The sequence below is a fragment of the Pseudomonas tensinigenes genome (assembly GCF_014268445.2).
In the GTDB taxonomy this organism is placed as follows: Bacteria; Pseudomonadota; Gammaproteobacteria; order Pseudomonadales; family Pseudomonadaceae; genus Aquipseudomonas; species Aquipseudomonas tensinigenes.
Window position 1 is genome coordinate 5,202,464 of record NZ_CP077089.1, and the last position, 26,230, is coordinate 5,228,693.

Consider the following 26,230-nt stretch of genomic DNA (forward strand, 5'->3'; position numbering starts at 1 on the left):
AACCGGGGCTTTGCCGGGAGTCGGCAAAGCGGCAATGCCAGAAAAGCGGCAACCGGTTTCCGCCGGATGCCGCTTTTCTGCCGCTTGCCGTCCTTGCAGGTCAACGCAGATCCCTGTGGGAGAGAGCCTGCTCGCGAAGGCGGCGTGTCAGTCGCCAACTGTTTTACTGACAGACTGCTTTCGCGAGCAGGCTCGCTCCCACAGGGGGGTTGTGGTGTTCGTGGGAAATAATTGGGGCATAAAAAAACGGCAGGCCTTTGCGGGCCTGCCGTTTTTTGTGTTGCCGATGCAATCACTTCGCCTGGTAAATGATCCCCGGGCTGCACTGCACCATCTGGTAATGGTCCGGCAAACCATTCAGCGCCTCGGAAGCGCCAAGGAACAGATAACCGCCCGGCTTCAACGTGCTGTGAATGCGCAACAGGATGTCTTTCTTCACTTCGGCAGAGAAGTAGATCAACACGTTGCGGCAGAACACGATGTCGAACTTGCCCAGCGCGGCATAGCTGTCGAGCAGGTTGAACGAGCGGAACTCCACGCGATTCTTGATCGGCGCCTTGATCACCCAGCGCCCCGGCCCTTTCGGGTCGAAGTAACGCTGCAGACGTTCCGGCGACAAACCGCGACCGATTGCCAGGCTGTCGTACTCGCCCGTCTTGCAGTTGGTCAGCATCAGGCCGGACAAATCAGTGGCAACGATCTGCACACCCATCTTCAACTGGCCGAGGTTGCTGCGCTCGAATTCGTCGATCGACATCGACAGCGAGTACGGTTCCTGGCCCGACGAGCACGCCGCCGACCAGATCCGCAGACGCTGGTTGGGGCTGGCCTTGATCGCTTCAGGCAGCACCTTGTTCTTCAAGACTTCAAACGGATAGGTATCCCGAAACCACAAGGTTTCGTTGGTCGTCATGGCATCGACCACCTGCTCGCGCAAACCGCTGCGCGGCTGGGTCTGGATGCGCTGAACCAGCTCACCCAGGGATTTGATGCCTTGCTGCTCCATCAGTTTGTTGAGACGGCTCGAGACCAGGTACTGCTTGTTTTCACCGAGCAAAATGCCACAGGCTTTTTCCAGGAAGACCCGGAACTGTTCGAAATCCAAATTACCCGTAGACAATGATGCCGCCTCTTAAATCGTGTTGACCGCCAGGAGCAAAACGCTCCTAGCTGATATCTGCTGCTTTGATCCGGTCGACTACCCGGGATGCCAGGTCATCAGGGCGGAACTTGGCCAGGAAGTCATCGGCACCGACTTTCTTGACCATCGCCTGATTGAATACCCCGGACAACGAAGTATGCAGGATGATGTGAAGCTTTTGCATGCGTGCGTCGCCGCGGATTTCCGCCGTCAGGGTGTACCCGTCCATCTCCGGCATCTCGATGTCGGAAATCATCATCAGGAACTCTTCTTCCGGCTTCTTGCCCTCGTCGACCAGCTTGCGCAGGTAATCCAGCGCCTGCTTGCCATCGTTCAGCGCCACCACTTCGACACCGATCGTCTGCAGGCAACGCGTGACCTGCTTGCGCGCCACCGACGAGTCATCGACCGTCAAGACACGCAACGACAATGCCTTGGTCTGGGTCTCGACATCGACCACGCCCACCGAAATCGCTTCCGGTGTCGGCGCAACTTCGGCCAGCACTTTCTCGACGTCGATGATTTCGACTAACTGATTGTCCACCCGAGTCACAGCGGTCAGGTAATGATCGCGACCCGTGCCCTTGGGCGGTGGATGAATCTCTTCCCAGTTCATGTTGACGATGCGCTCCACCGAGCGGACCAGGAAACCCTGGGTCTTGGTGTTGTACTCCGTGATGATCACGAACGGGTTGTTCTTGTCCTTCAACGCTCCGGAACCGGTGGCCATTGCCAGATCAAGGATCGGAATGGTCGCCCCCCGGATATTTGCCACCCCGCACACGACAGGACTGGACTTGGGCATCAACGTCAGCGACGGGCACTGCAACACTTCCCGCACCTTGAACACGTTGATTCCATAGAGCTGCTGACCGTCAAGACGGAACAACAACAGCTCCAGGCGATTCTGCCCCACCAGTTGCGTGCGCTGGTTCACCGAATCCATTACACCAGCCATGCCCAGACTCCTACACCAACGCCAAGTGTTGTTGCGACGCACATTCATTGCTAAACGGCACGGCGCTTGCTTTTTAACTCGTATGAACGCTCAAACGACATTTTTTCGACGCCTGACATCACCCCTTCGCAGAGGGCTTTGTGCTGCGGGCGCTATTTGCTGCTTTTTCGCTGGCAGCCCTGCCATTGCTGATGCGGTTACCTTGCCTGACATGCTTATCGGCGTCACTCAGGGCTTTCTTGAGTTCACCGTAGAAGACTATCTGGCTACCAGTCAAACGGAAGGCCGCTACGAAATCGAAGTCAACCAGCTCGACCCGCGTATGCGCATGCCTATGTGCGACAAGGAATTGACAGCTACTTTGGAGAGTCCGGCACGTCCGCTGGGCCGGGTTACCGTGAAGGTTCGCTGCGAAGGCGCCTCGCCCTGGACTGTGTTCGTGCCCGCTCAAGTCCGCCTGTTTCGCGAGATTGTGACAACCACCCGACCGCTGAAACGTGCCGGGATTATCGAACCACAGGACGTGACTCTGCGTGAGCGCGACGTGAGCACGATCAACCAAGGCTTTCTGACCTCGGTAGACGAAGCGATCGGGCAGAAATTGACCCGACCAACGGTAGCCGATCAGGTCATTACCCTGGTTCATCTGGAACAGGCGGAAGTCATTCGCAAGGGCGATCAAGTGGTCATCACCGCCCGCAGCGGCACGCTCGCCGTGCGCATGCCCGGCGAAGCGCTGGCCAATGGCGGTTTGAAAGAGCAGATCCGCGTAAAAAACCTCAACTCGCAACGGGTCATCAAGGCGCAAGTCACCGCGCCGGGCCAAGTGGAAGTGGCGATGTAGAAAACTGGCGCTGACCCCGGCTGTTCCCTAAACTGTGCCGCAGCAGGACAAGCGCCGGCGCATGCAAGGCTCATTGTAAATGTGCCTAAAGTTTTCCAGGGGATGGCCGAAAACATGGCAAGCGTCCAAATTCCCAGAGGTTTTTATCATGGTCATCGATTTCAGCCGTTTGAACAGCTCCTCGTCACTTACGGGCAGTACACGTACCAGCAACGCCAAGGAAACCGCCGAAACCGGCACCTCCGCGCCGCTGAATACCCCGGCCGAACAGGCCAGTACCGCAAAAAGCGGGGAATCGGTACACCTCAGCAATGAGGCTCAACAGTTGCAGAAGGTCACTGACAAGCTGCGCGATCAACCTGCTGTCGACAAAGCCCGTGTGGCCGAGTTGAAAGCCGCGATTGCCGATGGCAGCTATAAAGTCGACAGCAACCGTGTAGCCAGCAAACTGCTCAACTTCGAAGCCCAGCGCTAGGCCTTTGCCTGCGCCAGGCTTTTGGACGCTTAAAACCCAAGGCCAGCCATGCACGACACTAATTTATTGCAATTGATCAACGACGACTTTGCTCCAGCTCAACAATTGCTGGAGTTGTTGCAAACCGAATCCCTCGCGTTGCACGGTCGCGACATGCCACTGCTGGAAGAAATTCTGGCGCACAAACAGGCGTTGATCATTCTGCTTGAACAGCATGGCCGCAAACGCAGCGAAATCCTCGCCAGCCTCAATCTGCCGACTGATCGTACAGGTCTTGAGCAATTGGCTGGCCAGTCGAGCATTGGCGAGCAGTTGTTGACGCAAGGCGACGCATTGACCGATCTGATCGCGCAATGCCAGGCCGCCAACCTCAAGAATGGTCAGTCGATCCAGATCCAGCAGGCCGCCACGGCCAATCAGTTGAAGATCCTCACCGGTGGTGAAGCGCCGGCGCTGTATAACGCCAGCGGTACTTTTGCCAAACCCGCCACACCGCGTCCGCTCAGCCAGGCATGAGCCGTTGATGCGCCAGCTCTATCAACCCGCGGAACATGCTGGCAAAATGCTGGCTAGTCGTCATATTTTGTCTGGAGATTGATAAACCGTGTCCAACGCCCTCAGCGCGGATGATGCTCCGCAGCCCCCTAAGGTGCTCACCACGCCACTGGAAATCTCCAGCAACCTGCGCCAGCTGCAAGAAAGCCACGATCCGCTGATCATCACCTTTCATGAGCGCAGCCAGCGCTTCCAGAGCTACCTGATCAAAGTCGACCGCGACAGCGCTTCGATCGCACTGGACGAGATGATCCCGCGTGATGGCGAACGCTTTCTGCTGGCCGGCGAGCCGTTCAAGGTCGAGGGTTTTCATGACGGTGTGCGCATTGCCTGGGAATGCACCGGCACGCTGAACATTGAAGAATCCGACGGCGACCGTTTCTACACCGGCGAGCTACCGACCGAAGTGGTTTACCACCAGCGCCGCAATGCTTTCCGCGCCGCGCTGAAACTGACTGATCTGGTCAGCGTTGAACTGGGCGGCGAAAAGCTCAAGGCGCCGATCAACGGCAAACTGCTGGATATCTCCGCGACTGGCTGCAAGCTGCGCTTCGAAGGCGATATCACTGACCGCCTGCAACTGGGCCAGGTCTATGACCGCTTGATCGCCCCGCCGCTGTTCGGCAACCAGCCGACCTCCGTCGAACTGCGCTATCTGCACTTCGAAGAAAAACTCAACATCACCTTCGCCGGCCTGCGTTTCCACAACATCAGTGGTCAGGCCGCACGTAACGTCGAGCGTTTCGTGTATCAGTTGCAACGTGAAGCACGCCGTTTCGACAAAGACGATATGTGATTCGCAGCGACCAACAAAAAGGGCAGTCCCTGGTGGGACTGCCCTTTTTTATGCACGGTGTTTTTGTTCAGTTCAGGGTCTGCCGCCGCTGAGATCAGGCGCAGGATTATCGGTATCCGGTTCGCCTTCTGCCCCAGGCTCTGACGGCGTAGCAGGTTCAGGCTCGGGGTTTGCCGGGGTCTGCACCGGGTCCTGCACCATCTGCTCCTGAACCACTTGCTCGTCGACCCGAGGATCGAGGGCTGCCACCAGCGGCGAACTGGACATGCTGTCCGGCATGGCCACGTGATGCAGCGGCGCGTCGTCGACCTGATGCAGATTGGTCACGGCTTTCGGCCGGATCCGCCACACCAGTACCAGCGCGAAGAAGCTGAAGAACGCATACAGGCTCTGACTGCCGAACAACTTCATCAGCACACCCGCGAGCAACGGCCCGATGCTCGCGCCGACCCCGTAGGTCACCAACAACATTGCTGTCAGCGACACCCGGCGATCCCCTTCCACGTGGTCATTGGAAAACGCTACCGCCAACGGATACAGACAGAACTGCACCAGCGAACAGAGAAAGCCAACCCCGAACAACACCTCAAGCGGCACCTGCGGCAGCACCGCCAACGGCAACGCCGCCACCGCCAGGAACCCGGCAAAGCAGCGAATCAGCAGCGCCCGGTCGTAACGATCGGACAACCAGCCCAACGGCCACTGCACCAGCAAACCGGCAAAGATGCAGCTACCCATGAACAGACCGACCTGCTCGGTCGACAGCCCTTGTTGCGAGGCATACAACGGTGCCAGACCGTAGAACGAACCGATGATCAAACCGGCACCAAGCACCGTACTCAGCGACTGCGGGACCCGTTTGATAAAGAAGCGCGGCTCCATCGGCGCCGGATGCAGGGGCGCCGGGTGAATCCGCCGAGTCAACGTCACAGGCACCAGACACAGCGCAAAGCACAGCGCGACCAGCATCAGCAGTTCCAGACCCAGCCCGGGGTGCATGACCAGAATCAGTTGGCCCAACACCAGGCCAAGGTACGAAGCGATCATGTAACCGCTGAACACCAGACCACGCTGGTTGGCATCCGCCTGCTCGTTGAGCCAGCTCTCGATCACCATGTACTGACACATCATGCCCAGACCGACGATGGTCCGCAGCACCAGCCAGGCCGGCAACCAATCGACCAGACCGTGGCCAAGCACTGCCGCCCCGACGATCCCGGCACACGCTGAATAAGCACGGATATGCCCGACCCGCGCGATCAACCGGTGACCGATCTTGCCGCCCAGCACCAGGCCGAAATAGTTGGCCGCCATCAGCGCACCGACCCAGAGGCCGTCGACGTTGTCAGCGGCCAGCCGCAAGGCCAGATAAGTGGATAGCAGGCCCGAGCCGATCAACATCATCAGCGAGGCGAAATACAGCGCTCGAAAGGATTTCCAGATTTGGCGCATCGGCGTTCCGAGCGGCTCCTTGCAGTAAATACCGGGCTATCAAACGATAGCCCGATGGCGACAGTTCGTCAGGCCTGGGCTGCTAGAACACGCCGTTCCCAGGGAGTGATTTCATCAAAGAAGCTGGTCAACTCCATGGTCTTCGAAGCGATGTAGCCTTCGATGAACTCCTGTCCGAACAGTTCCCTCGCCAATTGGCTACGTTTCAGACGCTCGAGCGCGGCGTGCAAGGTACACGGCAGCGAAAGATTGTCCGGCACGTCGAACTCACCCTGAATGGCTTCTGTCGGCTCCAACTCATGCTCGATACCATGCAAGCCCGCAGCCAGACTGGCCGCAATCGCCAGATACGGATTGGCATCGGCGCCCGGCAAACGATTTTCCACGCGACGAGCGACCGGCGAACTGGCGGGAATACGCAAACCGGCGGCGCGATTGTCATGGGACCAGCAGGCATTATTCGGCGACGCATAGGGGTGGCACAGGCGCTGATAGGAGTTCACATTCGGTGCAAACAACGCGGTGAAATCGGCCATGCCCGCCTGCTGCCCAGCGATGAAGTGGCGGAACATCGCGGTTGGCTGACCGCTTTCGTCGCTGAAGACATTCTTGCCACTGCCGATCTCGACGATGCTCTGATGAATATGCATTGAACTGCCCGGCGTGTGCGCCAGTGGCTTGGCCATGCACACCACGCTCAGGCCATGCTTTAGGGCGACTTCCTTGAGCAGGTGCTTGAACAGGAATGTCTGGTCGGCGAGCAACAGCGGATCGCCGTGCAGCAGATTGATCTCGAACTGGCTGACGCCCATCTCATGCATGAAGGTATCGCGCGGCAGGCCGAGGGCCGCCATGCATTTATAGACTTCATTGAAGAACGGCCGCAGACCGTTATTGGAACTGACGCTGAACGCTGACTGCCCCTCCTCGCGGCGCCCATCGAGGCCAACCGGTGGACGGAACGGCTGAGTCGGATCGCTGTTCGGCGCGAACACGAAGAACTCCAGTTCGGTGGCCACCACCGGCGCCAGACCGCGTGCCGCATACCGAGCGATGACCGCTTTGAGTTGCCCCCGGGTCGACAGGTTGGAGCTTTCGCCGGTCAGTTCATCGGCGTCGCAAATGGCCAGGGCACGCGGCTCGTCACTCCATGGCAAACGATGGATCTGGGTCGGTTCGGCAATCAGCGCGAGATCGCCGTCATCGCTGCCGTAAAACCGCGCCGCTGGATATCCGCCCATGATGCATTGCAGCAGCACGCCACGCGCCAGCTGCAAACGCCGCCCTTCGAGGAAACCCTCGGCGGTCATCACCTTGCCCCGTGGTACGCCGTTCAAATCCGGCGTGACACATTCAATCTCATCAATGCCCGTCAGTCGCTGCGCGAGTGAACGCTGGCCATCGCTTGTCATGACGCAATCCTTGTTATTGTGCGAGCCGCGAACGGCGACCCGTACAAAATAGGCTCCGGCTGTTCGGAATATCAAGCAGCGTCAAACAAAAACCCGTGTCACGGCAGATAAAGGCTGAACACCCCGCCGCCGAGCGGTCCGCCGTTGCTGATTTCGGTGCGACCTTCGACACCATTGCGCTGATGCAGCGCGGCGATGCGATTAGCGAAATACAGGCCAAGCCCGGTGCTGCCGCTGCTGTGATTGATGCCCTGCACGTAATCGGCCTGACGCTCGAGCATCTCGACCGGATAACCGTCGCCGTCATCATTGATGCTCAGCACCAATTGCCCGGCTTCGTCGCTGACGGTGATGAGCAACGATTCACGCGCATAACGAATCGCATTGTTGATGCAGTTGCCCAGCACCGACGCAATCAGTTCTCGGTCAAAGAAGCCCAGCGGGCTCAGCGGATCGACTTCATAGGTGGCGACGATGCCGCGACTGGCGAACACCTCTTGATGCGCCGCCAGTTGCGCTTCGATGAAATCGTCGAGCTCGTGATAGGCCGGTTGCAGTGGCATCTGGTTAACGCCGAGCTTATACAGCCCGAGCAGTTGCACCAACATGCCGTTGAGGTGGGCGAACTCGAAGTCGATCACGCCCTGCTCCGTGCCTTGGCGCTGGGCCTCTGGCAACCGCGCCAGCCACTGGCTGTGGGCCTGCATGAGCATGGCCAGCGAGTTCTTCATGTCGTGGACGGTGGAGGCGATCACCGTGGAAAAATCCAGAGCCTGCTCGTCTTGGTTCATTCGCCAAACGCCTTGCTTTTCAGCTTCTGATAACGCGCAAAACGCGCGTCGGTGTCGGGCATCAGGCCGACCATTTTCAGGCAGGCCCGACATTCTTCCAGCTCCGCCGACGGCACACTGGTGTCGGTACCGTGGAGCAGCGACTGGGCCATGTTCAGCGCGATACTGATGTTCTTCGGTTGCATCTTCAGCGCCTTGCGGAAGACCTCGCGGGCCTCCACCAGGTTGCCGGTCTTGTACACGCGCACGCCCTGACGGTTGAGGTCGGCGGCGGCATTGCTGGAACTGAGGATCGTCGGATCATCGGTGAGCTTGGCGATGTCTTTCATCACCGCCGGGTCGTCGCCGTAGATTTCCGCACAGCTCTTGAGCATCGAGGTGCCCGCTTCGGCCTGACCGAGCATCTGCAACTGCTTGGCGACCAACAACGCCGCTTCCGGGCTCATGAACTGCTCCATGCCGTCGAGGCGCATCATGGCTTGCTCGGTGAGCTTGTCGGCAGTCTCGGCATCGTTGAGCAGCAGGCTGGTGGCCTTCATCAGGCGTGCACGAATCTGCAGGCCCGGATCCGTCGGGTTCTCTTTGGCCACGGCGCTGAGGGTGGTGTTGATCTCCAGCCGCGTGCGCGTGTCGAGCCCGCGATCACTGCCCTTGCTGATCAGCGCATGGGCAAGACCCAAGTTGCTTTCCGGATCCTTGAAGCGCGACTGCGCACCCTGCGCCACAGCCTGACGGTACGCCCGCGAGGCCGTGTCAAAATCTTCGTTAGTCATCGCCAGTTTGCCGAGCAACGCCTGCCGACGCACCGCCAGCGGCGACAAGCGAATCGCCTCTTCAAGCACCCGTTGCGCGCCCTTGGTATCACCCTCAGCCACCAGCACATCGGCCATGCCGTCATACAGCGACGGCATCATCGGAAACACCTTCAGGGCTTTTTCGTAAACGCCTTTGGCCTGCGCAATCTGCCCGCGTTTGAACAACAACTTGCCCAACCCGGCAAACGCCCACGGCAATGGTCGATCAGCAATGATGCCGTCATAGAGACGCTCCAGCGCCTCGTTCTGATTGAGATCACGCAACGCATCGGCACGGTAACGCAGGCACAACGGCGAGTAGCGGATGTCCTGCTTGCACAACGCGATGCAGGCGTTAAGTACCTCAACCGGTTTGCCACGGTCGAGCGCTTGCAGAATCGGTTTGAGCAAGGTCTTGCGCTGCTCCAGACGCTCCAGGCGCTGGGCCAGGCCGGAACGGTTGAAGGGCTTGGTCAGGTACGCATCCGGTTCGTGCTCCAGAGCACTGAGCACCATCGCCTGACTGGTCTCGGCAGTGACCATGACAAACACCGCTTCATGGCTGATCAGCTTTTCCAGCATCAGGTCTTCAAGCACCTGCTGGCCGTTCTTCTTGCCGTCGCCGAGATGGAAATCCTGCAGGATGAAATCGTAGGTCTTCTGCGCACACATCTTCAGCGCCTGCTCACCGGTGTCGGCGGTGTCGACGTCCTTGACCCCAAGCTCACGCAGCATCGAACGGACGGAACTGCGGAAATCCGAGAAATCATCGACGATCAGAAAACTCTTTTGGTGATACGACAGCATCGAAGATTTCCAGGCAATTGAAGTGAGGGCAATTTCAGGCGCGCAGATGATAGCTGCCGGCCAAATGCTATCAAGCTAATTCACGCGACTTTTAAGTCACCGAGTGGGTTATCGGCCACAAGTGGCGTTCCCTGAAGCCGGCGCTTCAAGATTCCTCGTACTGCGATTACTCTGCGCGGCTTCTTACCTTTCCACTACAAGGTTTACCTCGTGTACATCAAAGGACGTTGCATCGTGTCCGCCTGTGCGCTGCTGTTTTTCCAGCAGGCGATGGCGGCCGGAATGGATTGTGCGAAAGCGGTGAGTGCGGTTGAGAACGCTGTTTGTGCGGATAAAGGGTTGTATGCGCTGGATACGCAGATGGGCGCTACCTACAGCAAACTCATGAGGTCCATGCCAGATGAAAAGGCCGAGCTGAAAAGCACTCAACGCCTTTGGCTAAAGGACCGCAACCAATGTGCTGAGGATGTCAGCTGCCTGAACCAGCGTTATCGCGAACGCCTGGAATCGCTGCAAGCGCAATGGATCGATACGCTGGCGTACTTGCCCGATGAGATAGACAAACAAGTGATGGCGCAACTGCAGCAGCGTATTGAGGCAGCGCGCAAGGTTGATCCCGAGTTTGCACTGGAGAAGACCCTTGACGCATTCACGGTAAACCTCGATACAACGTCTTTTGCCGGCATCCCCGATGACGATGAGCAAACGCACTTTCCCGAGACGATTCCGAATGGGGTGAGTCAGGATGAATGGAAGGCATTGACTGCGTCCAACATCACGGGGGCCGCCGACACAGGCCAGACAACTTATATCCTCACCGATCTGGATGGCGATGGGCTGCGCGACCTGATCGTTGAAACGTATTCCGGCGGTACAGGGTTGTTCTCATATACAGAAACCTGGCGCGGTACGGGCACCAGGTTCACCAGACGTGGCGCCAAAGCGGCTCCCGAAGCCAACGCCGAGACAACCCTTTTCTACACCAATGATCGCGGCGCCAACCAAGCGGTCAACTGGATCAAAGTGCATGGAAGAATCTACGCCGCCTACCGAGACAGCGCCTACGGTGTTGATAAGGTCTATCTGCTCAATCCCCTGCAGATCAACCGTCAGGTCCCGACGATAACGGTGCAGTATCGTTATCAACTGAACGTGCCTCGCACGCAGGCGAATCAGGACAATCCGACAGCCTATGAACTTGAACCTGCGGTGCAAAAGGCGCTCATGCAAAGCTTGGCCAAAATAGGCAATAACCAAACAACGAACTCCAAACCGATCTGCCCAATCCCTGCGTCAGGCCCCGGGGACGACGACTATTACAGTTACGGTGCAAGTTACTACGCGATTGAACCGGTCGCTGACGTTCCGGTGATCCTTGGCGATGACTGCTTTATCGCCAGACTGATCAATTGGTATGGCACCTACGATGAAAAAGACGGGCTGTTCGCTCAACTGACCCTGCGTAAACCGGGGTCTGAAGAACAGGCACAAAGTTACACGGTCAATGGCCGCCGCCACATCACCCAAGTCAGCACTTCGATAGGCAAGGCTGAGGGTGGCGCGGCGAACTAGGCAGCGCTGAATGAAATGAAAAAGCCCCGGTAGATCGCTCTGCGCGGGGCTTTTTTTGCGAGCATTTTGCAATGCTCTGAATGATGGTGTCCCAGGGCAGGTTCGAACTGCCAACCTTCCCCTTAGGAGGGGGATGCTCTATCCAATTGAGCTACTGAGACACTGAGTTTGTCGCGGCCAGAGACGGTGCGACGGACGGCGTGCATGTTAACGGCCGGGCCCTGATTTGTCATGTCATCCGTAGGGCTTTTTAAGTGTAGGCAGGCGCCCTGCAATGCTGCGGGAAGATTTACCGTGCATTTTGCACTCCCCCAAAAAGCCATCATTGCAGATTGCAACCCGACGCCTTGGAAAAACCCTCCCAAATGCTTGTTTTTAAAGGACTTAACAGCGGTTAGACTGTTGGCACGACAGCTGCTTTGCCTGTTCCATAGAAGAACAATCGGAGCAGCGCCCCATGAACAGCACCCTCTTGCTCGCAAACGCAGCCGCATTGGCGGTTCTGCTGGGTTTTCACTTTGTCCCACAGGGTGCTGCGCCGGAATCGGTGGCGCAGCGCATGCCGCATTACTTGCAGGTGCAGAAGGCGCCGCAGTTGGCGGTGCTGAATGATCAGGGCGGCGTCGCCCGTAAAACCGTCAGTGAACCTGGGCAGGCACTGCCGGCGGACGCTGGCGAACGTCTGGTTTTTTGAGATATCTTCAGGAGTACAGCATGTCCAAGTCAGCTGCAGGATTTCTGATCCTCGCCTTATTGAGTGGCGTTGTGCATTTTGCGCTGTTCGAGGACACCGGAATTACCCTGCCGTTGATTGGCTGCGGTGTGTTTGCGGTGTTGTTCGTATTGGCACTGGTTGCCGGCCGCCGGATCAAGTTTGATCCGGTGTTGCGTTGAGTCGGATCAGCTCAAGCAATTGATGAACGGCGGCCGCCAGGTCGCCGGAATTATCGATCAGGTGCACCGGCGCGTCACTTGATCGCCTGTCCTTGAAGAGCGCGTTGCGCGCGAGTCTGGCGTCGATCTGTTCCGGCGTCTCTCGGCCACGGCGCAGCAAGCGTTCGCGCAAGACCTCATCTTTGACTGTCAGCAGAACCGGCAACAGCGTCGGGTAGCTTTCCATCGCCTGACGCAGATTGGCGCGCGAGCCGTTCACCAGCACATCGCGCCCCGCACGCAACCATTCGTCCATTTCTCTGGGAATGCCATAGGCCAGGCCATTGGCTTGCCACGCCAGGGAAAACTCGCCGGCGCGCTGACGTCGTTCGAACTCTTCAGACGTAACGCCGATAGCATCCTCACCCACCGACTCCGCTGATCGGGTAATCACCCGACGCATGATCTCGCAGTGCCTCGCCCGCAATGGCTCACGCGCGGCCTCGATCAGGCTGTCCTTGCCTGAACCGGACGGCCCCATCAGATAAATAAGCCTGCCATCCATCCTGAAAAAGCCCTCGGGCACGTGTCTGCCCCTAGTAAATCGGCAAATTGCCACTATTCTGTACAAGGTAAGGAACAAGGATCGAAAGCCGCATAGCATGCACGTTCTGACGCCTTCGGGCATCAATTGATAGGCATCAGGAAGCGGTCAGTGACGTGGTCGAAGGAAAAGTTTTCCAACCAGTCCGCATTTCTGATAATTGGTGCTGGCATTACGCCTTTACCCGGCTCAATATTTGTCACAGAATTGACGCCAATGATCTGGCAATTTTGAGGCATGATGCCGGCCTCTTAACAATTCAGGTTGAACCATTTGGCGCGGATGCTTGTCCTACCACACATCCTGCGGCCAATCCCGAGAACCGCTCCCCTGAACTAACCGGTTAAATATATGCGCCCATTGAAACAGGCAATTTATTCCAGCCGTACGGCTGACAAGTTCGTCGTACGTCTGCCAGACGGAATGCGTGAACGCATTGCCGAGGTGGCTCGCAATCATCATCGCAGCATGAACTCCGAGATCATCGCGCGCCTTGAGCAGAGTCTTATTCAGGAAGGTGCATTGGGCGAAGAGCTGAGCATGCGCCTGGACAGCCCAGAGCTGTCGCTTCACGAGCGCGAGCTGCTGCAACGCTTCCGTCAGCTGTCTCACCGTCAGCAGAATGCGTTGGTGTCCTTGATCGCCCACGACGCTGAAATGGCCGCAGACGCGTCCTGAGCCGTATCGAACACCTCAAGCCAGCATGATTGCTGGCTTTTTTTTGTCTGCGATTTGAGGACTGCCACAGATAAAGCTCCGCGCACAAAAAAGCCCGCCAATCGGCAGGCTTTTCATTGAAGCGGATCAGAGCAGGAAGATTGTCGCCAACCCCAGGAAGATGAAGAAGCCACCACTGTCGGTCATTGCCGTAATCATCACGCTGGCACCCATGGCCGGGTCGCGGCCCATCTTGGCCAGGGTCATCGGGATCAACACACCCATCAACGCCGCCAGCAACAGGTTGAGCGTCATCGCGGCCGTCATGACCACACCCAGCGACCAACTGCCGTAAAGCAGATAAGCGACCACACCGATCACGCCGCCCCAGACCAGACCGTTGATCAACCCGACTGCCAGTTCTTTACGCATCAGACGTGAAGTATTACCGGTGCTGACCTGGTCGAGCGCCATGGCGCGAACAATCATGGTGATCGTCTGGTTACCGGAGTTACCGCCAATACCCGCCACAATGGGCATCAATGCGGCGAGCGCTACCAGCTTCTCGATCGAGCCTTCAAACAGGCCAATCACACGTGACGCGACGAACGCGGTGATCAGATTGATCGCCAGCCACGCCCAACGGTTGCGCAAGGATTTCCATACCGAAGCGAAAATATCTTCCTCTTCACGCAGACCCGCCATGTTGAGGACTTCGCTTTCACTCTCCTCACGAATCAGGTCGACCATTTCATCGATGGTCAGACGGCCGATCAGCTTGCCGTTCTTGTCGACCACCGGGGCCGAGATCAAGTCGTAACGTTCGAACGCCTGAGCGGCATCGTAGGCGTCTTCGTCCGGGTGGAAACTTACCGGATCGCTGGCCATGACATCAGCCACCTGCTTCTCCGGGTCGTTGACCAGCAAACGCTTGATCGGCAGCACGCCTTTGAGCACACCGTCGTAATCAACCACGAACAGCTTGTCGGTATGACCGGGAAGCTCTTTGAGACGCCGCAGATAGCGCAGCACCACTTCGAGGCTGACATCCTCACGGATCGTCACCATCTCGAAGTCCATCAGCGCACCGACCTGCTCCTCGTCATACGACAAGGCCGAACGGACACGTTCGCGCTGCTGGTTATCGAGGCTCTCCATCAGCTCATGGACGACGTCTCGCGGCAGCTCGGAGGCCAGGTCAGCAAGTTCGTCGGCGTCCATGTCCTTGGCGGCAGCCAGGAGCTCGTGATCGTCCATGTCGGCGATCAGCGTTTCACGAACGGAATCGGATACTTCGAGAAGAATGTCGCCGTCGCGATCGGCCTTGACCAGTTGCCAGAGCGTCAGACGATCGTCCAGCGGCAAGGCTTCAAGGATATAGGCGACGTCGGCGGAGTGCAGATCATCGAGCTTGCGTTGCAACTCGACGAGATTTTGCCGGTGAACCAGGTTTTCAACCCGGTCGTGATGCGCGCCTTCCTGGCGATGAGTCAGGTCTTCAACGACGCGCTGACGCTGCAGCAGCTCGACGACTTGCGCCAGGCGATCCTGCAGGCTTTCCTGTGTTTTCTTTACTTCGATTTCAGACATAGGCGAACTCCACTCCCAGCAGCGGGGCACGCCGGAAGGATCAATCAGTCAATTCATGATTGGTGAAACGGGGTACTGAGTAACTACTGGGTAAGTCCATGGAGGTTTTCCATAAGCCCCGGCGGGGCTGACGGGCGCAATGATACACCGCCTGACGGTTTTAAACGTTAAAAAATCACGGCCGAAACAAGCGCTTGCGAAACAAACCTGAGCACCGTCCTGATCCGTGCAAATGCGACGACTCATCCTGAAAAGAAAACACACCGGCAGTGAAAAATGTAGCGACTACCCTTTAGCGTAGATCGTCATGGAGGACGTCGAATGCCATTGAAATCATCATTGCCTTTACTCACCTGCCTGCTTTTCCTCCCGCCTGCCGAGGGCGCTGCCACCCTTCATCGCTGCGAAGCTATCGACGGCAGCATCACCTTCACCAGCATGAGCTGCGCGAGCGGCGAACAGCTGTCCGTGCAGGCAGTCCATCCTTATATGCCCGGGTCGGTTGTGGCGGTGATGCCGGAGCACAACCACGAAGAAATATCCGGCATGAAAATCAAAGGACGCGAACCTGGCGTTGCTGGCACCGCCGAAGACCCGTGTGGAAACCTGATCGATGCCAGACAACGTCGCGAAGCAATCATCAATCAACGCGTGATTGCCGGGATGACTCAGCAGGATGTCGAAAGCGCACTGGGCAAGCCGGACAAGGTGAATATTCGGACATCGACGACGAGCTATCGCTATGACCTCAAGCGAGGCCGAAGTGCTCAAGTCGATTTTGATGAGAGGGGCTGCGTGAAAGGAAAAGCCAAATCCCGGACAGCAAAAAGCCCGCGTTAAACGCGGGCTTTTCGGTATATGGTGCACTCGACAGGATTCGAACCTGTGACCGCTCGGTTCGTAGCCGAGTACTCTATCCAGCTGAGCTACGAGTGCAATTTGTGTTTTTAGACCAGACCACAACTGGCTGAAACCAAGTTATTCACATTGCTGCAACTAACTCTTAAATGGTGCACTCGACAGGATTCGAACCTGTGACCGCTCGGTTCGTAGCCGAGTACTCTATCCAGCTGAGCTACGAGTGCATTTGTGTTTGTTAGACCAGATCACACCTGGTTGAAGCCAAGTTATTTACATTGCTGTAACTAACTCTTAAATGGTGCACTCGACAGGATTCGAACCTGTGACCGCTCGGTTCGTAGCCGAGTACTCTATCCAGCTGAGCTACGAGTGCATTTGTTGCGCCGCATTATAGCCCGTCTAATCTCTATTCCAACCACTTTTTCTAATAAATTCAACAACTTACAGAAAAAGCCAGATTACGACGTACTAAGCAAATAATGGCGGAGAACGGGGGATTCGAACCCCCGACACCCTTTTGAGGTGTACTCCCTTAGCAGGGGAGCGCCTTCGGCCACTCGGCCAGCTCTCCGCAACACGGGGCGTATCTTAACCAACCTTTTCCCCGTTTGCAAACATAAAAATCGATAAAAATTAATGGCTTGGTTCTTCGTCCTTCTCTTTCTTTATACGCAGGTAAATTTCCTCACGGTGCACGGCAACCTCTTTCGGGGCGTTGACGCCGATACGCACTTGGTTTCCTTTAACGCCGAGCACGGTCACGGTGATTTCGCCATCACCGATAATCAGGCTTTCTGCGCACCGACGAGTCAGAATCAGCATACCTTTCTCCTCACGCAATTCAGTTCAGGGACAACAGTCTGCAAAAAAAAGGCACCCGACCTACAACCGGAGCGATCGTAGCCCTACATGCCTGAGTATTGACCAGCGCGAGCAAAAGAACAGTTCAGGGCTCGCGCCATTCAAAAAATAAAGGGCGCGGTCAGACCGCGCCCTTCAAGAAACGGAATTACTCGCCTTGACGGGCCGGAGCATCCAGTTCGAAAGCCGTGTGCAGGGCGCGCACGGCCAGTTCCAGATACTTCTCTTCGATGACCACGGAAACCTTGATTTCCGAGGTCGAGATCATCTGGATGTTGATGCTTTCTTTTGCCAGGGATTCGAACATGCGGCTGGCCACGCCTGCGTGGGAACGCATGCCGACGCCGACGATCGAGACCTTGGCAATCTTGGTGTCGCCAACCACTTCACGGGCACCGATCTCGCGAGCGGTGTTTTCCAGCACGGTCTGTGCGGCCTGGTAGTCGTTGCGGTGCACGGTGAAGGTGAAGTCGGTGGTGTTATCGTGCGCAACGTTCTGCACGATCATGTCGACTTCGATGTTCGCGGCACTGATCGGGCCGAGAATCTTGAACGCCACGCCCGGGGTGTCTGGCACGCCACGGATGGTCAGCTTGGCTTCATCGCGGTTGAAAGCGATGCCGGAAATGATCGGCTGTTCCATGGTTTCCTCTTCATCAATAGTAATGAGGGTGCCCGGACCCTCCTTGAAGCTGTGCAGTACGCGCAGCGGAACGTTGTACTTGCCGGCGAATTCCACCGCACGGATCTGCAACACCTTGGAACCGAGGCTGGCCATTTCCAGCATCTCTTCAAAGGTGATCTTGTCCAGGCGCTGAGCGACTGGAACCACACGCGGGTCGGTGGTGTAAACACCATCAACGTCGGTGTAGATCTGGCACTCGTCAGCCTTCAACGCGGCAGCCAGTGCCACGCCGGTAGTGTCGGAACCGCCACGACCAAGGGTGGTGATGTTGCCGTGCTCGTCGACGCCCTGGAAACCGGCGACAACCACCACGCGACCCGCTTTCAGATCACCACGAATCTTCTGGTCATCAATCTGCAAGATACGCGCTTTATTGTGCGCACTGTCGGTCAGGATCCGCACCTGATTACCGGTGTACGAAACCGCTGGCACACCGCGCTTGATCAGCGCCATGGCCAACAGGGCAATCGTCACCTGCTCACCGGTGGAAACGATCACGTCCAGTTCACGCGGAACCGGTTGGCCATCGCCACTGATTTGCTTGGCCAGATCGATCAGACGGTTGGTTTCGCCGCTCATTGCAGACAGCACAACCACCAGGTCATCGCCGGCATCGCGGAATTTCTTAACCTTGTCGGCGACCTGCTCGATTCTCTCGACAGTACCGACCGAGGTGCCTCCAAATTTCTGTACGATCAAAGCCATTTCAAAGCCGCCTCTGCCCATGAAGGGCGCCCAATAATTACTCGAACAGCCGCGCGGCCCGCCACTAGACTGCGGGCCGCACGGACTGTCTTATAAACCCTGCTCGACGAATGGAACGGTCAGCGCCAATGCACCATCCAGCGCGCCGGCGTCGATACCGCCGCCCTGCGCCATGTCCGGACGACCACCGCCCTTCCCGCCCACTGCCGCAGCAGCCTGCTTCATCAAATCACCGGCTTTGAGTTGGCCAGTCAGGTCCTTGGTTACGCCTGCAACCAGTACGACCTTTTCCTCATGGACACTGCCGAGCAGGATCACTGCGCGGCCGAGTTTGTTCTTCAACTGATCAACCAGCGCCAGCAGCGCCTTGGCGTCCTGACCATCCAGACGTGCGGCCAGAACCTTCACGCCCTTGACGTCCAGAGCCGAGGACGACAGATCGTCGCCCGCAGCGCTGGCCGCCTTGGCTTGCAACTGCTCGAGTTGCTTCTCCAGTTGGCGGTTGCGCTCGAGCACAGCCGACAGCTTGTCGATCAGGTTGTCGCGGCTGCCCTTGACCAGGCTGGCCGCTTCCTTGAGTTGTTCTTCTGCCGCGTTCAAGTAGGCCAGTGCTTGCGCACCAGTGACGGCCTCGATACGACGCACGCCCGATGCCACACCGCCTTCGCTGATGATTTTCAGCAGGCCGATGTCGCCGGTACGGTTGGCGTGGATACCGCCGCACAGTTCGACGGAGAAATCGCCGCCCATGCTCAACACGCGGACATTGTCGCCGTACTTCTCGCCGAACAGCGCCATGGCGCCTTTGTTCTTGGCGGTTTCGATGTCGGTTTCTTCGGTTTCAACCGCGGAGTTCTTGCGAATCTCGGCATTGACGATGTCTTCCAGCGCTTTGATCTGTTCCGGCTTGATCGCTTCAAAGTGGCTGAAGTCGAAACGCAGACGCTGACTATCGACCAACGAACCTTTCTGCTGAACGTGCTCGCCCAGTACCTGACGCAGTGCAGCGTGCAACAAGTGCGTGGCCGAGTGGTTCAACGAAGTGGCGTGACGCACTTCGGCGTCGACGTGGGTTTCCACTGGCGCGCCAATGGTCAGGCTGCCCGAATCCAGCACACCGTGGTGCAGGAAAGCGCCGCCGGTCTTGGTGGTGTCGCGCACATCAAAACGTGCGTTGCCCGCCTGCAGGAAACCGCAGTCGCCGATCTGGCCGCCGGATTCAGCGTAGAACGGCGTCTGATTCAGCACGATCACCGCCTCTTCGCCTTCATTCAAGACGTCGACCGACTGGCCGTCTTTATAGATAGCGACGATTTTGGCCGAACCGCTAGTGTCTTTGTAACCGGTGAACTCGGTGGCCACATCAACCTTGACCAGGGTGTTGTAGTCCAGACCGAACGAGCTGGCGGAACGCGCACGAACACGTTGGGCTTCCATCTCACGTTCGAAACCGGCTTCGTCGACAGTCAGGCTGCGCTCGCGGGCGATGTCGGCGGTCAGGTCCATCGGGAAACCGTAGGTGTCGTAGAGTTTGAACACCACGTCGCCCGGCACCACGGTGCCTTTGAGTTCCAGCAGGTCCTGCTCGAGGATCTTCAGGCCGTGCTCCAGAGTCTTGGAGAACTGCTCTTCTTCAGCCTTGAGCACGCGCTCGATGTTGCTCTGCTGCTTCTTCAGTTCCGGGAAGGCTTCGCCCATCTCGGCGACCAGCGCGGCAACAATCTTGTAGAAGAAGCTGCCAGTGGCGCCCAGCTTGTTGCCGTGACGGCAGGCGCGACGGATGATCCGGCGCAGTACATAACCGCGACCTTCGTTGGACGGCAGCACGCCGTCAGCGATCAGGAAACCGCACGAACGGATGTGGTCAGACACGACTTTCAGCGAAGACTGGTCGCCATTTTCGCAACCGATGGCTTCAGCCGAAGCCTTCAGCAGGTTCTTGAACAGATCAATGTCGTAGTTGGAATTGACGTGCTGCATCACCGCACTGATCCGCTCCAGGCCCATGCCGGTGTCGACCGATGGCGCTGGCAACGGATGCAACACGCCATCGGCGGTGCGGTTGAACTGCATGAACACGTTGTTCCAGATCTCGATGTAACGGTCACCGTCTTCTTCCGCCGAGCCCGGTGGGCCGCCCCAGATGTGGTCGCCGTGATCGTAGAAAATCTCGGTGCACGGGCCGCACGGGCCGGTATCGCCCATGGTCCAGAAGTTGTCGGAGGCGTATGGCGCGCCCTTGTTGTCGCCGATGCGGATCATGCGCTCGACCGGCACACCGATTTCTTTGGTCCAGATGTCATACGCTTCATCGTCGGAGGCGTAGACGGTGACCCAGAGTTTTTCCTTCGGCAGTTGCAGAACGCCGGTCAGGAAGGTCCACGCGTAGGTAATCGCGTCTTTCTTGAAATAGTCGCCGAAGCTGAAGTTACCGAGCATTTCGAAGAATGTGTGGTGACGGGCGGTATAACCGACGTTTTCCAGGTCGCTGTTCTTGCCACCGGCACGCACGCACTTCTGGCTGCTGGTCGCACGGGTGTACGCACGTTTTTCCTGGCCCAGGAAGCAGTCCTTGAACTGGTTCATCCCCGCGTTAGTGAACAGCAGGGTTGGGTCGTTGCCCGGAATCAAAGAGCTGGAGGCTACACGGGTGTGGCCTTGCTCTTCGAAGAAGCGAAGGAAGGCTTCACGGATTTCTGCGCTTTTCATTAGGTTCTTCCACGGAGGCTGCGGCCAAAGGCCTGTTCGAAACGTCAACAGACGAAGCGACGGCAAAGGGCCGCATTATATCGGCCCTGCGCGCGGGGTACAGCGTGTTTATACGATAGAAACGGTCAATTGGACGGCTAACGCTGTCACTTGCGCGAAAACTCGACGAATGTCGCGATCACTTGCTCGATTTGCGAGCGATTGACGTCCATGTGCGTGACCATGCGCAGACGCGCGGCGGCGCTCAATTTGATCCCGCGTTCGGCGGCAAAGGCCTTGATCGCTTCGGCTTTGTCGCCCATTTGCACATAAACCATGTTGGTTTGCACGGGTTCGACGATGAAACCTGCTTCACGCAGACCTTCGGCGAGCAATTGCGCATTGGCGTGATCGTCGGCCAGACGCTCAACGTTGTGATCCAGCGCATACAGCCCCGCCGCCGCCAACAGTCCAGCCTGACGCATGCCGCCGCCGACCATTTTGCGCAGACGGCGAGCCTTGCCGATCAACTCGGCCGAACCGCACAACACCGAACCCACCGGCGCGCCGAGCCCTTTGGACAAGCACACCGACACTGAGTCGAAATGCTGGGTGATTTCCCGTGCATCGACGCCCAGCTTGACCGCCGCGTTGTAAAGACGCGCGCCGTCGAGGTGCAACTGGAGACCATGGTCTTGGGTGAATTGGCGGGCCCGAGCCAGGTATTCCAGTGGCAGCACTTTGCCCTGCATGGTGTTTTCCAGCGCCAGCAAACGAGTCCGGGCGAAGTGAAAGTCGTCAGGCTTGATCGCTGCGGCGACCTGATCCAGATCCAGCGAACCGTCCGCCTGCACTTCCAGCGGCTGTGGCTGAATCGAACCGAGCACCGCCGCGCCACCGCCCTCGTATTTGTAGGTATGCGCCTGCTGACCCACGACGTATTCGTCGCCGCGCTCACAGTGCGCCATCAACCCCAACAGGTTGCTCATGGTGCCCGTCGGCACGAACAACGCGGCGGCGAACCCCAGACGCTTGGCCAATTCTGCTTCCAGACGATTCACCGTTGGATCTTCGCCGTACACGTCATCGCCAGTGTCCGCCGCAGTCATCGCGTCGAGCATGGCCGGAGTCGGTTGGGTGACGGTGTCGCTGCGAAGATCGATAACGCTCATGAACCTGGCCTCAAGTCCGCAGGGGAAATCCCTTTACGAAGTGGAATTACTGCGGTCATTGCGTGGATTAATCAACCCTTGTGCGCGAAAAGGTCAGGTTACTTCTTGAGAACACGCCATCCATGTGGGAGCGAGCCTGCTCGCGAAAGCAGTCTGTCAGTGACACATCTGCTGACTGACACACTGCTTTCGCGAGCAGGCTCGCTCCCACAGGTTCTGTGCAGGGCCGGAAAATATGTGTTAAAAACGCTGCGCCGCCCGAGAAGGGCGGCAAAAACGTTCTCAGGGCGGGGTGCAATTCCCCACCGGCGGTAATTGCGCGCAATGCGCATAGCCCGCGAGCGCTTGGCGACGAACACGGCATTAGCGGTGATCGACGGCAAGGTCAGCAGACCCGGTGTGATCCCGGGGCCGACGGTCATAGTCCGGATGAAGAGAGAACGGGATTAACGCCAAAGGGCCGTCCGCGCGATGTTGTGCGTGTGCGCACCCTTGAATCCCTTTCGATTCATAACGCCCTGTTTTTCACACAAACAGGAGTCAGAACATGCAACCCACCGCTATCGATAGCAAAAGCAAACACCCTCATGGCGAGCGCGTCGCGTTCATCCAGGCCTGCTGGCACAAGGAAATCGTCGACCAGAGCCGTAAAGGCTTCGTTGCCGAAATGATTGCCCTGGGTTATCAGGAATCCGACATCGATATCTTCGAAGTCGGCGGCGCCTTTGAAATGCCCCTGCACGCCAAGTTGCTGGCGAAGACCGGTCGTTATGCCGGCATCGTCGCCGCAGCCCTGGTGGTGGATGGCGGCATCTACCGTCACGAGTTCGTTGCCCAATCGGTGGTCAGCGGCCTGATGCAAGTGCAACTGGAAACCGAAGTGCCGGTGTTCTCGGTATCCCTGACCCCGCATCACTTCCATGCCGGTGACGAGCATCAGAAGTTCTTCTTTGAGCACTTTGTGCACAAGGGTCAGGAAGCGGCGCGGACTTGCGCGGATACGCTGCGCAAGGTTCGCGCACTGCGCCGCACCGAGCCGCATGCTGTAGCCGTCTAAGCCTCCAACGATCGTTCCCCTGCTCTGCGTGGGAATGCCTCAATGGACCGCTCTGCGTCCGCTTTGGGACGCGGAGCGTCCCGGGCTGCATTCCCACGCGGAGCGTGGGAACGATCATCACGTCAGGCGAGGTTTTCGTCGGTGGTCGGGACGATCAGGATGCCTGCGCGCAAGCCGTTCTTGACCTTGGGATTAGGGAAGATGATACGAGCGCCCTCTTCCTCGATGATCCAGCGGGTATTGGCCAGGTCCTCGGCCAGCACATAACCCATCTCCAACTCGGAAAAGTTTTCAATGTCCTGCGGCAGGTTCAAGCGGAACGCGTCGCTGTGCTTGATGATTTCCCGCGCCACGCTGAACAGTTGCAAACCGTCCAGCTCTGGCTCAGCCATTTCCGGCTCGTTGCCTTCGATGATCTGTTGCAAGCGAGTTTCCAGCAGCGAGACGTTAACCCCGTCGTTCTGCCCGAATGGCCGCGCCTTGCCCAGTTCCAGCGTGAAAGCCTCGGCACCGAGCTTGTCGTAGGTATACGAGCTGAACACGATCGACGGCTTGTTCTGCAGCAGCACCGCTTCCATCCCGGCAGCGCGCAAACGCGCCAGCTCAACACGCGAATGCTGGCGACCTTCCTTCCACGGATACAGCGCGAACTGCTCGATCTTCGAACCGCGAATGGCGGTATGCAGGTCATAGTGCAAACGCTGACGATCCGGCAGGCTGAAGAAACTCGCCGCCAGACGCTCCAGCTCACAGGCGCGCAGCGCTTCCGAACCACTGCTCTGTTCATGACGGCCGTTGAACAGCCGATTGACGTCCTGCTCGACGAAACGCTCGCCCTTGCGAATCGCTTCCGGGTTGCCGAACAGGAACAGAATGCGTGCGCGCGGCTTCAGATCACCGCGGGCGATGTCGTGCAGCAACCGATCGAGCAACTCGATCGGCGCTGTTTCGTTGCCGTGGATGCCTGCCGACAGCAGCAGGTCCAAGCCATTGTCGCGTGCTTCCGGCGGCCGGACTTCCAGCGCACCTTCGCTCAACCAGCGCATACGCACGCCTTCGACAGTCAGTTGAGTCTTCTCCGCCGGTTCGCGGCCGGCGAGGGTCAGTTCAAGCAGTTTGCCGAGGGCGAGCATAGAGCGGTTTCCTTAGTGGTCGTGGTTGCAATCCGGGCCGTGCACGTGGTCTTCGTCGTCGCCGACGTCAGCCGGTTCCATTTCCAGTTGCAGACTTACCAGATTAGTCGCCAATGGGCGCAGCAGCAGGTTGGCGTACTCGGCGTCACCTTCTTCAACGTCCACGCCGATCAGCAGTTGGCCACGGCCGTCCTGCTGGATCCACAGCTCTTTGCCTTGCCACATGACCGCGACGCGGGTGCACGAGGTTTGCAGTTGCGTGCCGTCGGTGTCTTCAAGGATCAGCTGCAGGGAATCGCTCATGTTTTTACTCTCTTGGGGAGACAAGCCGCGCGCCGCGTTCAGGCGGCGCATCGGCCATCAATTGATCTGGAATGGATAAACCGCGCCCAGTTTAAGGATTTGCGTCAGTTCATCCAGTGCCGTCCGGCATTCAAGCAGCAATTGCGGATCCGCCAGATCGGTTTCGCTCAGGCGGTCGCGGTAGTGCTTTTCAACCCATGCGGTCAACGAACCGTACAACGGTGGCGTCATGATAACCCCTGGGTTGACCGCCGCCAGTTCGGTTTCGTTAAGCGCGACGCGCAGTCGCAGGCACGCCGGGCCACCGCCGTTCTGCATGCTTTGCTTGAGATCGAAGACTTTCACTTCGCGGATCAGGCCGCCGGAACTGGTCAGTTCTTGCAGGTAAGTCCAGACGCGTTCGTTGGCCTGGCACTCTTGCGGCACGATCAGCAACATCGAGCCATCAGGACGCGACAGTAACTGGCTGTTGAACAGGTATGAGCGCACCGCGTCATCCACGGTGACCGCCGAACGCGGCACACACACCGACTGGAAGTTGCCGCCGGCTTTGGCGAGTTTGCTTTGCAGCTCGGCCAGCATCGAGTCGGTGTCGAGGAAGGCATCCTCGTGATAGAACAACACCTCGCCGTTACCCACAGCGATCACGTCGTTGTGGAACACGCCCTGATCGATCACATTCGGGTTTTGTTGCGCGTAGACCACACCTTCATCACGCAGACCGTGCAGACGCGCAACAGCTTGCGAGGCTTCGAGGGTCTGGCGCGCCGGGTACTTTTGCGGCGCCGGGAAACGATTGTCGAACGCACTGCGACCGAACACGAAAAACTCGACGCCCGCCTCGCCGTATTCACGGCAGAAACGCGTGTGGTTGGCCGCGCCTTCGTCGCCGAATTGCGCTACCGCTGGCAGAGCCGCGTGATGGGCGAAGTGTTGCTGATTGGCGAACATCGCACCGAGCACGCGACTGGTGGTCGGGTGTTCGATGCTGCGGTGGTATTTGCAGTTGAGGTTGGCGGCGGTGAAATGCACGCGGCCGTCTGCGGTGTCGGCACTCGGGCTGACCGTGGCGGCGTTGGCCACCCACATGCTCGACGCCGAGCAACTGGCGACCAGCAGCGGCATGGCTTCTTTGGCGGCGCGTTCGATCACTTGCGCGTCAGTACCGCTGAAACCCAGACGGCGCAGAGCGGCCACGTCCGGACGCTCCTGTGGCGCCAGCACGCCTTGCTGAAAGCCCATCTCCATCAGCGCTTTCATCTTCGCCAGACCTTGCAGCGCCGCTTCCTTCGGGTTCGAGGATTGCTGGCTGTTGCTCTGGGAGGCAACGTTGCCGTAGGACAGACCACCGTAGTTATGGGTCGGCCCCACTAGACCGTCAAAGTTGACTTCATAGGATTTCATCAGCGAGGCTCCACGAGAATCTGTTGTTATAGGCTTCAGT

The 26,230-nt window shown here is 58.1% G+C and carries 25 protein-coding genes, 5 tRNA genes and 1 riboswitch; of the genes, 10 read left to right on the forward strand and 20 right to left on the reverse strand.

Annotation, left to right across the window (positions count from 1 at the left end):
• Positions 1-292: 292 nt before the first annotated feature.
• A complete protein-coding gene (gene cheR / locus HU718_RS23090; protein WP_007917583.1) occupies positions 293-1,120 on the reverse strand; it encodes a protein-glutamate O-methyltransferase CheR in 828 nt (275 codons plus the stop codon).
• Positions 1,121-1,166: 46 nt separating this feature from the next.
• Complete coding sequence (locus HU718_RS23095) at positions 1,167-2,099, reverse strand: chemotaxis protein CheV (protein WP_007917585.1); 933 nt, start codon at positions 2,097-2,099, stop codon at positions 1,167-1,169.
• An 82-nt stretch (positions 2,100-2,181) separates the two neighbouring features.
• Here HU718_RS23095 and flgA point away from each other — a divergent pair, with 82 nt between their 5' ends.
• The 4 genes from flgA to HU718_RS23115 all read left to right on the forward strand — a co-directional run bounded on the left by flgA (position 2,182) and on the right by HU718_RS23115 (position 4,769).
• Positions 2,182-2,943, forward strand: coding sequence for a flagellar basal body P-ring formation chaperone FlgA (gene flgA, locus HU718_RS23100; RefSeq protein WP_095123060.1), 762 nt, complete (start codon positions 2,182-2,184; stop codon positions 2,941-2,943).
• Between the two features lie 148 nt (positions 2,944-3,091).
• Positions 3,092-3,418, forward strand: a complete 327-nt coding sequence (gene flgM / locus HU718_RS23105; protein ID WP_007960324.1) for a flagellar biosynthesis anti-sigma factor FlgM — start codon at positions 3,092-3,094, stop codon at positions 3,416-3,418.
• Positions 3,419-3,466: 48 nt separating this feature from the next.
• Positions 3,467-3,934, forward strand: a complete 468-nt coding sequence (locus tag HU718_RS23110) for a flagella synthesis protein FlgN (RefSeq protein ID WP_095123062.1) — start codon at positions 3,467-3,469, stop codon at positions 3,932-3,934.
• An 88-nt stretch (positions 3,935-4,022) separates the two neighbouring features.
• Positions 4,023-4,769, forward strand: coding sequence for a flagellar brake protein (locus tag HU718_RS23115; RefSeq protein ID WP_122604922.1), 747 nt, complete (start codon positions 4,023-4,025; stop codon positions 4,767-4,769).
• A gap of 72 nt (positions 4,770-4,841) precedes the next feature.
• Here HU718_RS23115 and HU718_RS23120 read toward each other — a convergent pair whose 3' ends face one another.
• From HU718_RS23120 to HU718_RS23135, 4 genes are all read right to left on the reverse strand, one after another.
• A complete protein-coding gene (locus HU718_RS23120) occupies positions 4,842-6,221 on the reverse strand; it encodes an MFS transporter (protein WP_110718737.1) in 1,380 nt (459 codons plus the stop codon).
• Positions 6,222-6,289: 68 nt separating this feature from the next.
• Positions 6,290-7,531: a glutamine synthetase family protein gene (locus HU718_RS23125; protein WP_186614709.1), complete on the reverse strand. Its 1,242-nt coding sequence runs from the start codon at positions 7,529-7,531 to the stop codon at positions 6,290-6,292.
• 200 nt (positions 7,532-7,731) lie between these two features.
• Positions 7,732-8,424, reverse strand: coding sequence for a sensor histidine kinase (locus tag HU718_RS23130; RefSeq protein WP_186614596.1), 693 nt, complete (start codon positions 8,422-8,424; stop codon positions 7,732-7,734).
• Complete coding sequence (locus tag HU718_RS23135) at positions 8,421-10,025, reverse strand: tetratricopeptide repeat-containing response regulator (protein ID WP_186614593.1); 1,605 nt, start codon at positions 10,023-10,025, stop codon at positions 8,421-8,423. The genes HU718_RS23130 and HU718_RS23135 overlap by 4 nt, the downstream gene beginning before the upstream one ends.
• A 210-nt stretch (positions 10,026-10,235) precedes the next feature.
• Here HU718_RS23135 and HU718_RS23140 point away from each other — a divergent pair, with 210 nt between their 5' ends.
• Positions 10,236-11,597, forward strand: coding sequence for a lysozyme inhibitor LprI family protein (locus HU718_RS23140; RefSeq protein ID WP_186614591.1), 1,362 nt, complete (start codon positions 10,236-10,238; stop codon positions 11,595-11,597).
• An 84-nt stretch (positions 11,598-11,681) separates the two neighbouring features.
• Here HU718_RS23140 and HU718_RS23145 read toward each other — a convergent pair.
• A tRNA-Arg gene (locus tag HU718_RS23145) sits at positions 11,682-11,758 on the reverse strand.
• Between the two features lie 296 nt (positions 11,759-12,054).
• On the opposite strand from HU718_RS23145, the gene HU718_RS23150 reads away from it, so the two are divergent.
• Together HU718_RS23150 and HU718_RS23155 are read left to right on the forward strand one after the other, a co-directional pair.
• Positions 12,055-12,291, forward strand: a complete 237-nt coding sequence (locus tag HU718_RS23150; RefSeq protein ID WP_095123075.1) for a hypothetical protein — start codon at positions 12,055-12,057, stop codon at positions 12,289-12,291.
• Between the two features lie 20 nt (positions 12,292-12,311).
• Positions 12,312-12,491, forward strand: coding sequence for a PA3371 family protein (locus HU718_RS23155; protein ID WP_095123077.1), 180 nt, complete (start codon positions 12,312-12,314; stop codon positions 12,489-12,491).
• On the opposite strand, the gene phnN is transcribed toward HU718_RS23155, so the two are convergent.
• The gene (phnN, locus tag HU718_RS23160; RefSeq protein ID WP_186614707.1) at positions 12,466-13,035 is read right to left on the reverse strand and encodes a phosphonate metabolism protein/1,5-bisphosphokinase (PRPP-forming) PhnN; all 570 of its coding nucleotides are present in this window, start codon (positions 13,033-13,035) and stop codon (positions 12,466-12,468) included. The genes HU718_RS23155 and phnN overlap by 26 nt on opposite strands.
• 390 nt (positions 13,036-13,425) lie before the next feature.
• On the opposite strand from phnN, the gene HU718_RS23165 reads away from it, so the two are divergent.
• Positions 13,426-13,752, forward strand: a complete 327-nt coding sequence (locus tag HU718_RS23165) for an Arc family DNA-binding protein (protein WP_003178899.1) — start codon at positions 13,426-13,428, stop codon at positions 13,750-13,752.
• A gap of 126 nt (positions 13,753-13,878) precedes the next feature.
• On the opposite strand, the gene mgtE is transcribed toward HU718_RS23165, so the two are convergent.
• Positions 13,879-15,321, reverse strand: coding sequence for a magnesium transporter (gene mgtE / locus HU718_RS23170; RefSeq protein ID WP_016983964.1), 1,443 nt, complete (start codon positions 15,319-15,321; stop codon positions 13,879-13,881).
• 321 nt (positions 15,322-15,642) lie between these two features.
• Between mgtE and HU718_RS23175 the strand changes: the two genes are divergently transcribed.
• Positions 15,643-16,161 carry a cell envelope protein SmpA gene (locus HU718_RS23175; protein ID WP_095123080.1) on the forward strand — a complete coding sequence of 173 codons (519 nt, stop codon included), beginning with the start codon at positions 15,643-15,645 and terminating at the stop codon, positions 16,159-16,161.
• Positions 16,162-16,180: 19 nt separating this feature from the next.
• On the opposite strand, the gene HU718_RS23180 is transcribed toward HU718_RS23175, so the two are convergent.
• The 8 genes from HU718_RS23180 to ltaE form a co-directional block, all read right to left on the reverse strand.
• Positions 16,181-16,257 (reverse strand) — tRNA-Arg (locus HU718_RS23180).
• A gap of 72 nt (positions 16,258-16,329) precedes the next feature.
• Positions 16,330-16,406: transfer RNA gene (locus tag HU718_RS23185), tRNA-Arg, on the reverse strand.
• A gap of 72 nt (positions 16,407-16,478) precedes the next feature.
• Positions 16,479-16,555 (reverse strand) — tRNA-Arg (locus HU718_RS23190).
• A gap of 107 nt (positions 16,556-16,662) precedes the next feature.
• Positions 16,663-16,753, reverse strand: a tRNA-Ser gene (locus HU718_RS23195).
• Between the two features lie 62 nt (positions 16,754-16,815).
• A complete protein-coding gene (gene csrA, locus HU718_RS23200) occupies positions 16,816-17,004 on the reverse strand; it encodes a carbon storage regulator CsrA (RefSeq protein ID WP_002554426.1) in 189 nt (62 codons plus the stop codon).
• A gap of 187 nt (positions 17,005-17,191) precedes the next feature.
• The gene (locus tag HU718_RS23205; protein WP_008086083.1) at positions 17,192-18,433 is read right to left on the reverse strand and encodes an aspartate kinase; all 1,242 of its coding nucleotides are present in this window, start codon (positions 18,431-18,433) and stop codon (positions 17,192-17,194) included.
• Between the two features lie 90 nt (positions 18,434-18,523).
• On the reverse strand, positions 18,524-21,142 hold the full coding sequence (alaS, locus tag HU718_RS23210) for an alanine--tRNA ligase (protein ID WP_186614589.1): 2,619 nt from the start codon (positions 21,140-21,142) through the stop codon (positions 18,524-18,526).
• Positions 21,143-21,288: 146 nt separating this feature from the next.
• Entirely contained in the window at positions 21,289-22,293 is a 1,005-nt protein-coding gene (gene ltaE / locus HU718_RS23215; RefSeq protein ID WP_186614587.1) for a low-specificity L-threonine aldolase, read from the reverse strand.
• A gap of 274 nt (positions 22,294-22,567) precedes the next feature.
• Positions 22,568-22,739: riboswitch (FMN riboswitch) on the forward strand.
• A 101-nt stretch (positions 22,740-22,840) separates the two neighbouring features.
• Here ltaE and HU718_RS23220 point away from each other — a divergent pair.
• Positions 22,841-23,350 (forward strand): 6,7-dimethyl-8-ribityllumazine synthase, encoded by a 510-nt coding sequence (locus HU718_RS23220; RefSeq protein WP_007919335.1) that lies wholly within the window; start codon positions 22,841-22,843, stop codon positions 23,348-23,350.
• A gap of 122 nt (positions 23,351-23,472) precedes the next feature.
• Here HU718_RS23220 and astE read toward each other — a convergent pair whose 3' ends face one another.
• From astE to astB, 3 genes are read right to left on the reverse strand one after another with little or no spacing between them, the layout of a single operon-like run.
• Positions 23,473-24,483: a succinylglutamate desuccinylase gene (gene astE, locus HU718_RS23225; protein ID WP_122589432.1), complete on the reverse strand. Its 1,011-nt coding sequence runs from the start codon at positions 24,481-24,483 to the stop codon at positions 23,473-23,475.
• Between the two features lie 12 nt (positions 24,484-24,495).
• Positions 24,496-24,786 (reverse strand): hypothetical protein, encoded by a 291-nt coding sequence (locus tag HU718_RS23230; protein ID WP_016983958.1) that lies wholly within the window; start codon positions 24,784-24,786, stop codon positions 24,496-24,498.
• Between the two features lie 57 nt (positions 24,787-24,843).
• On the reverse strand, positions 24,844-26,190 hold the full coding sequence (astB, locus tag HU718_RS23235; protein ID WP_007919347.1) for an N-succinylarginine dihydrolase: 1,347 nt from the start codon (positions 26,188-26,190) through the stop codon (positions 24,844-24,846).
• Positions 26,191-26,230: the final 40 nt, after the last annotated feature.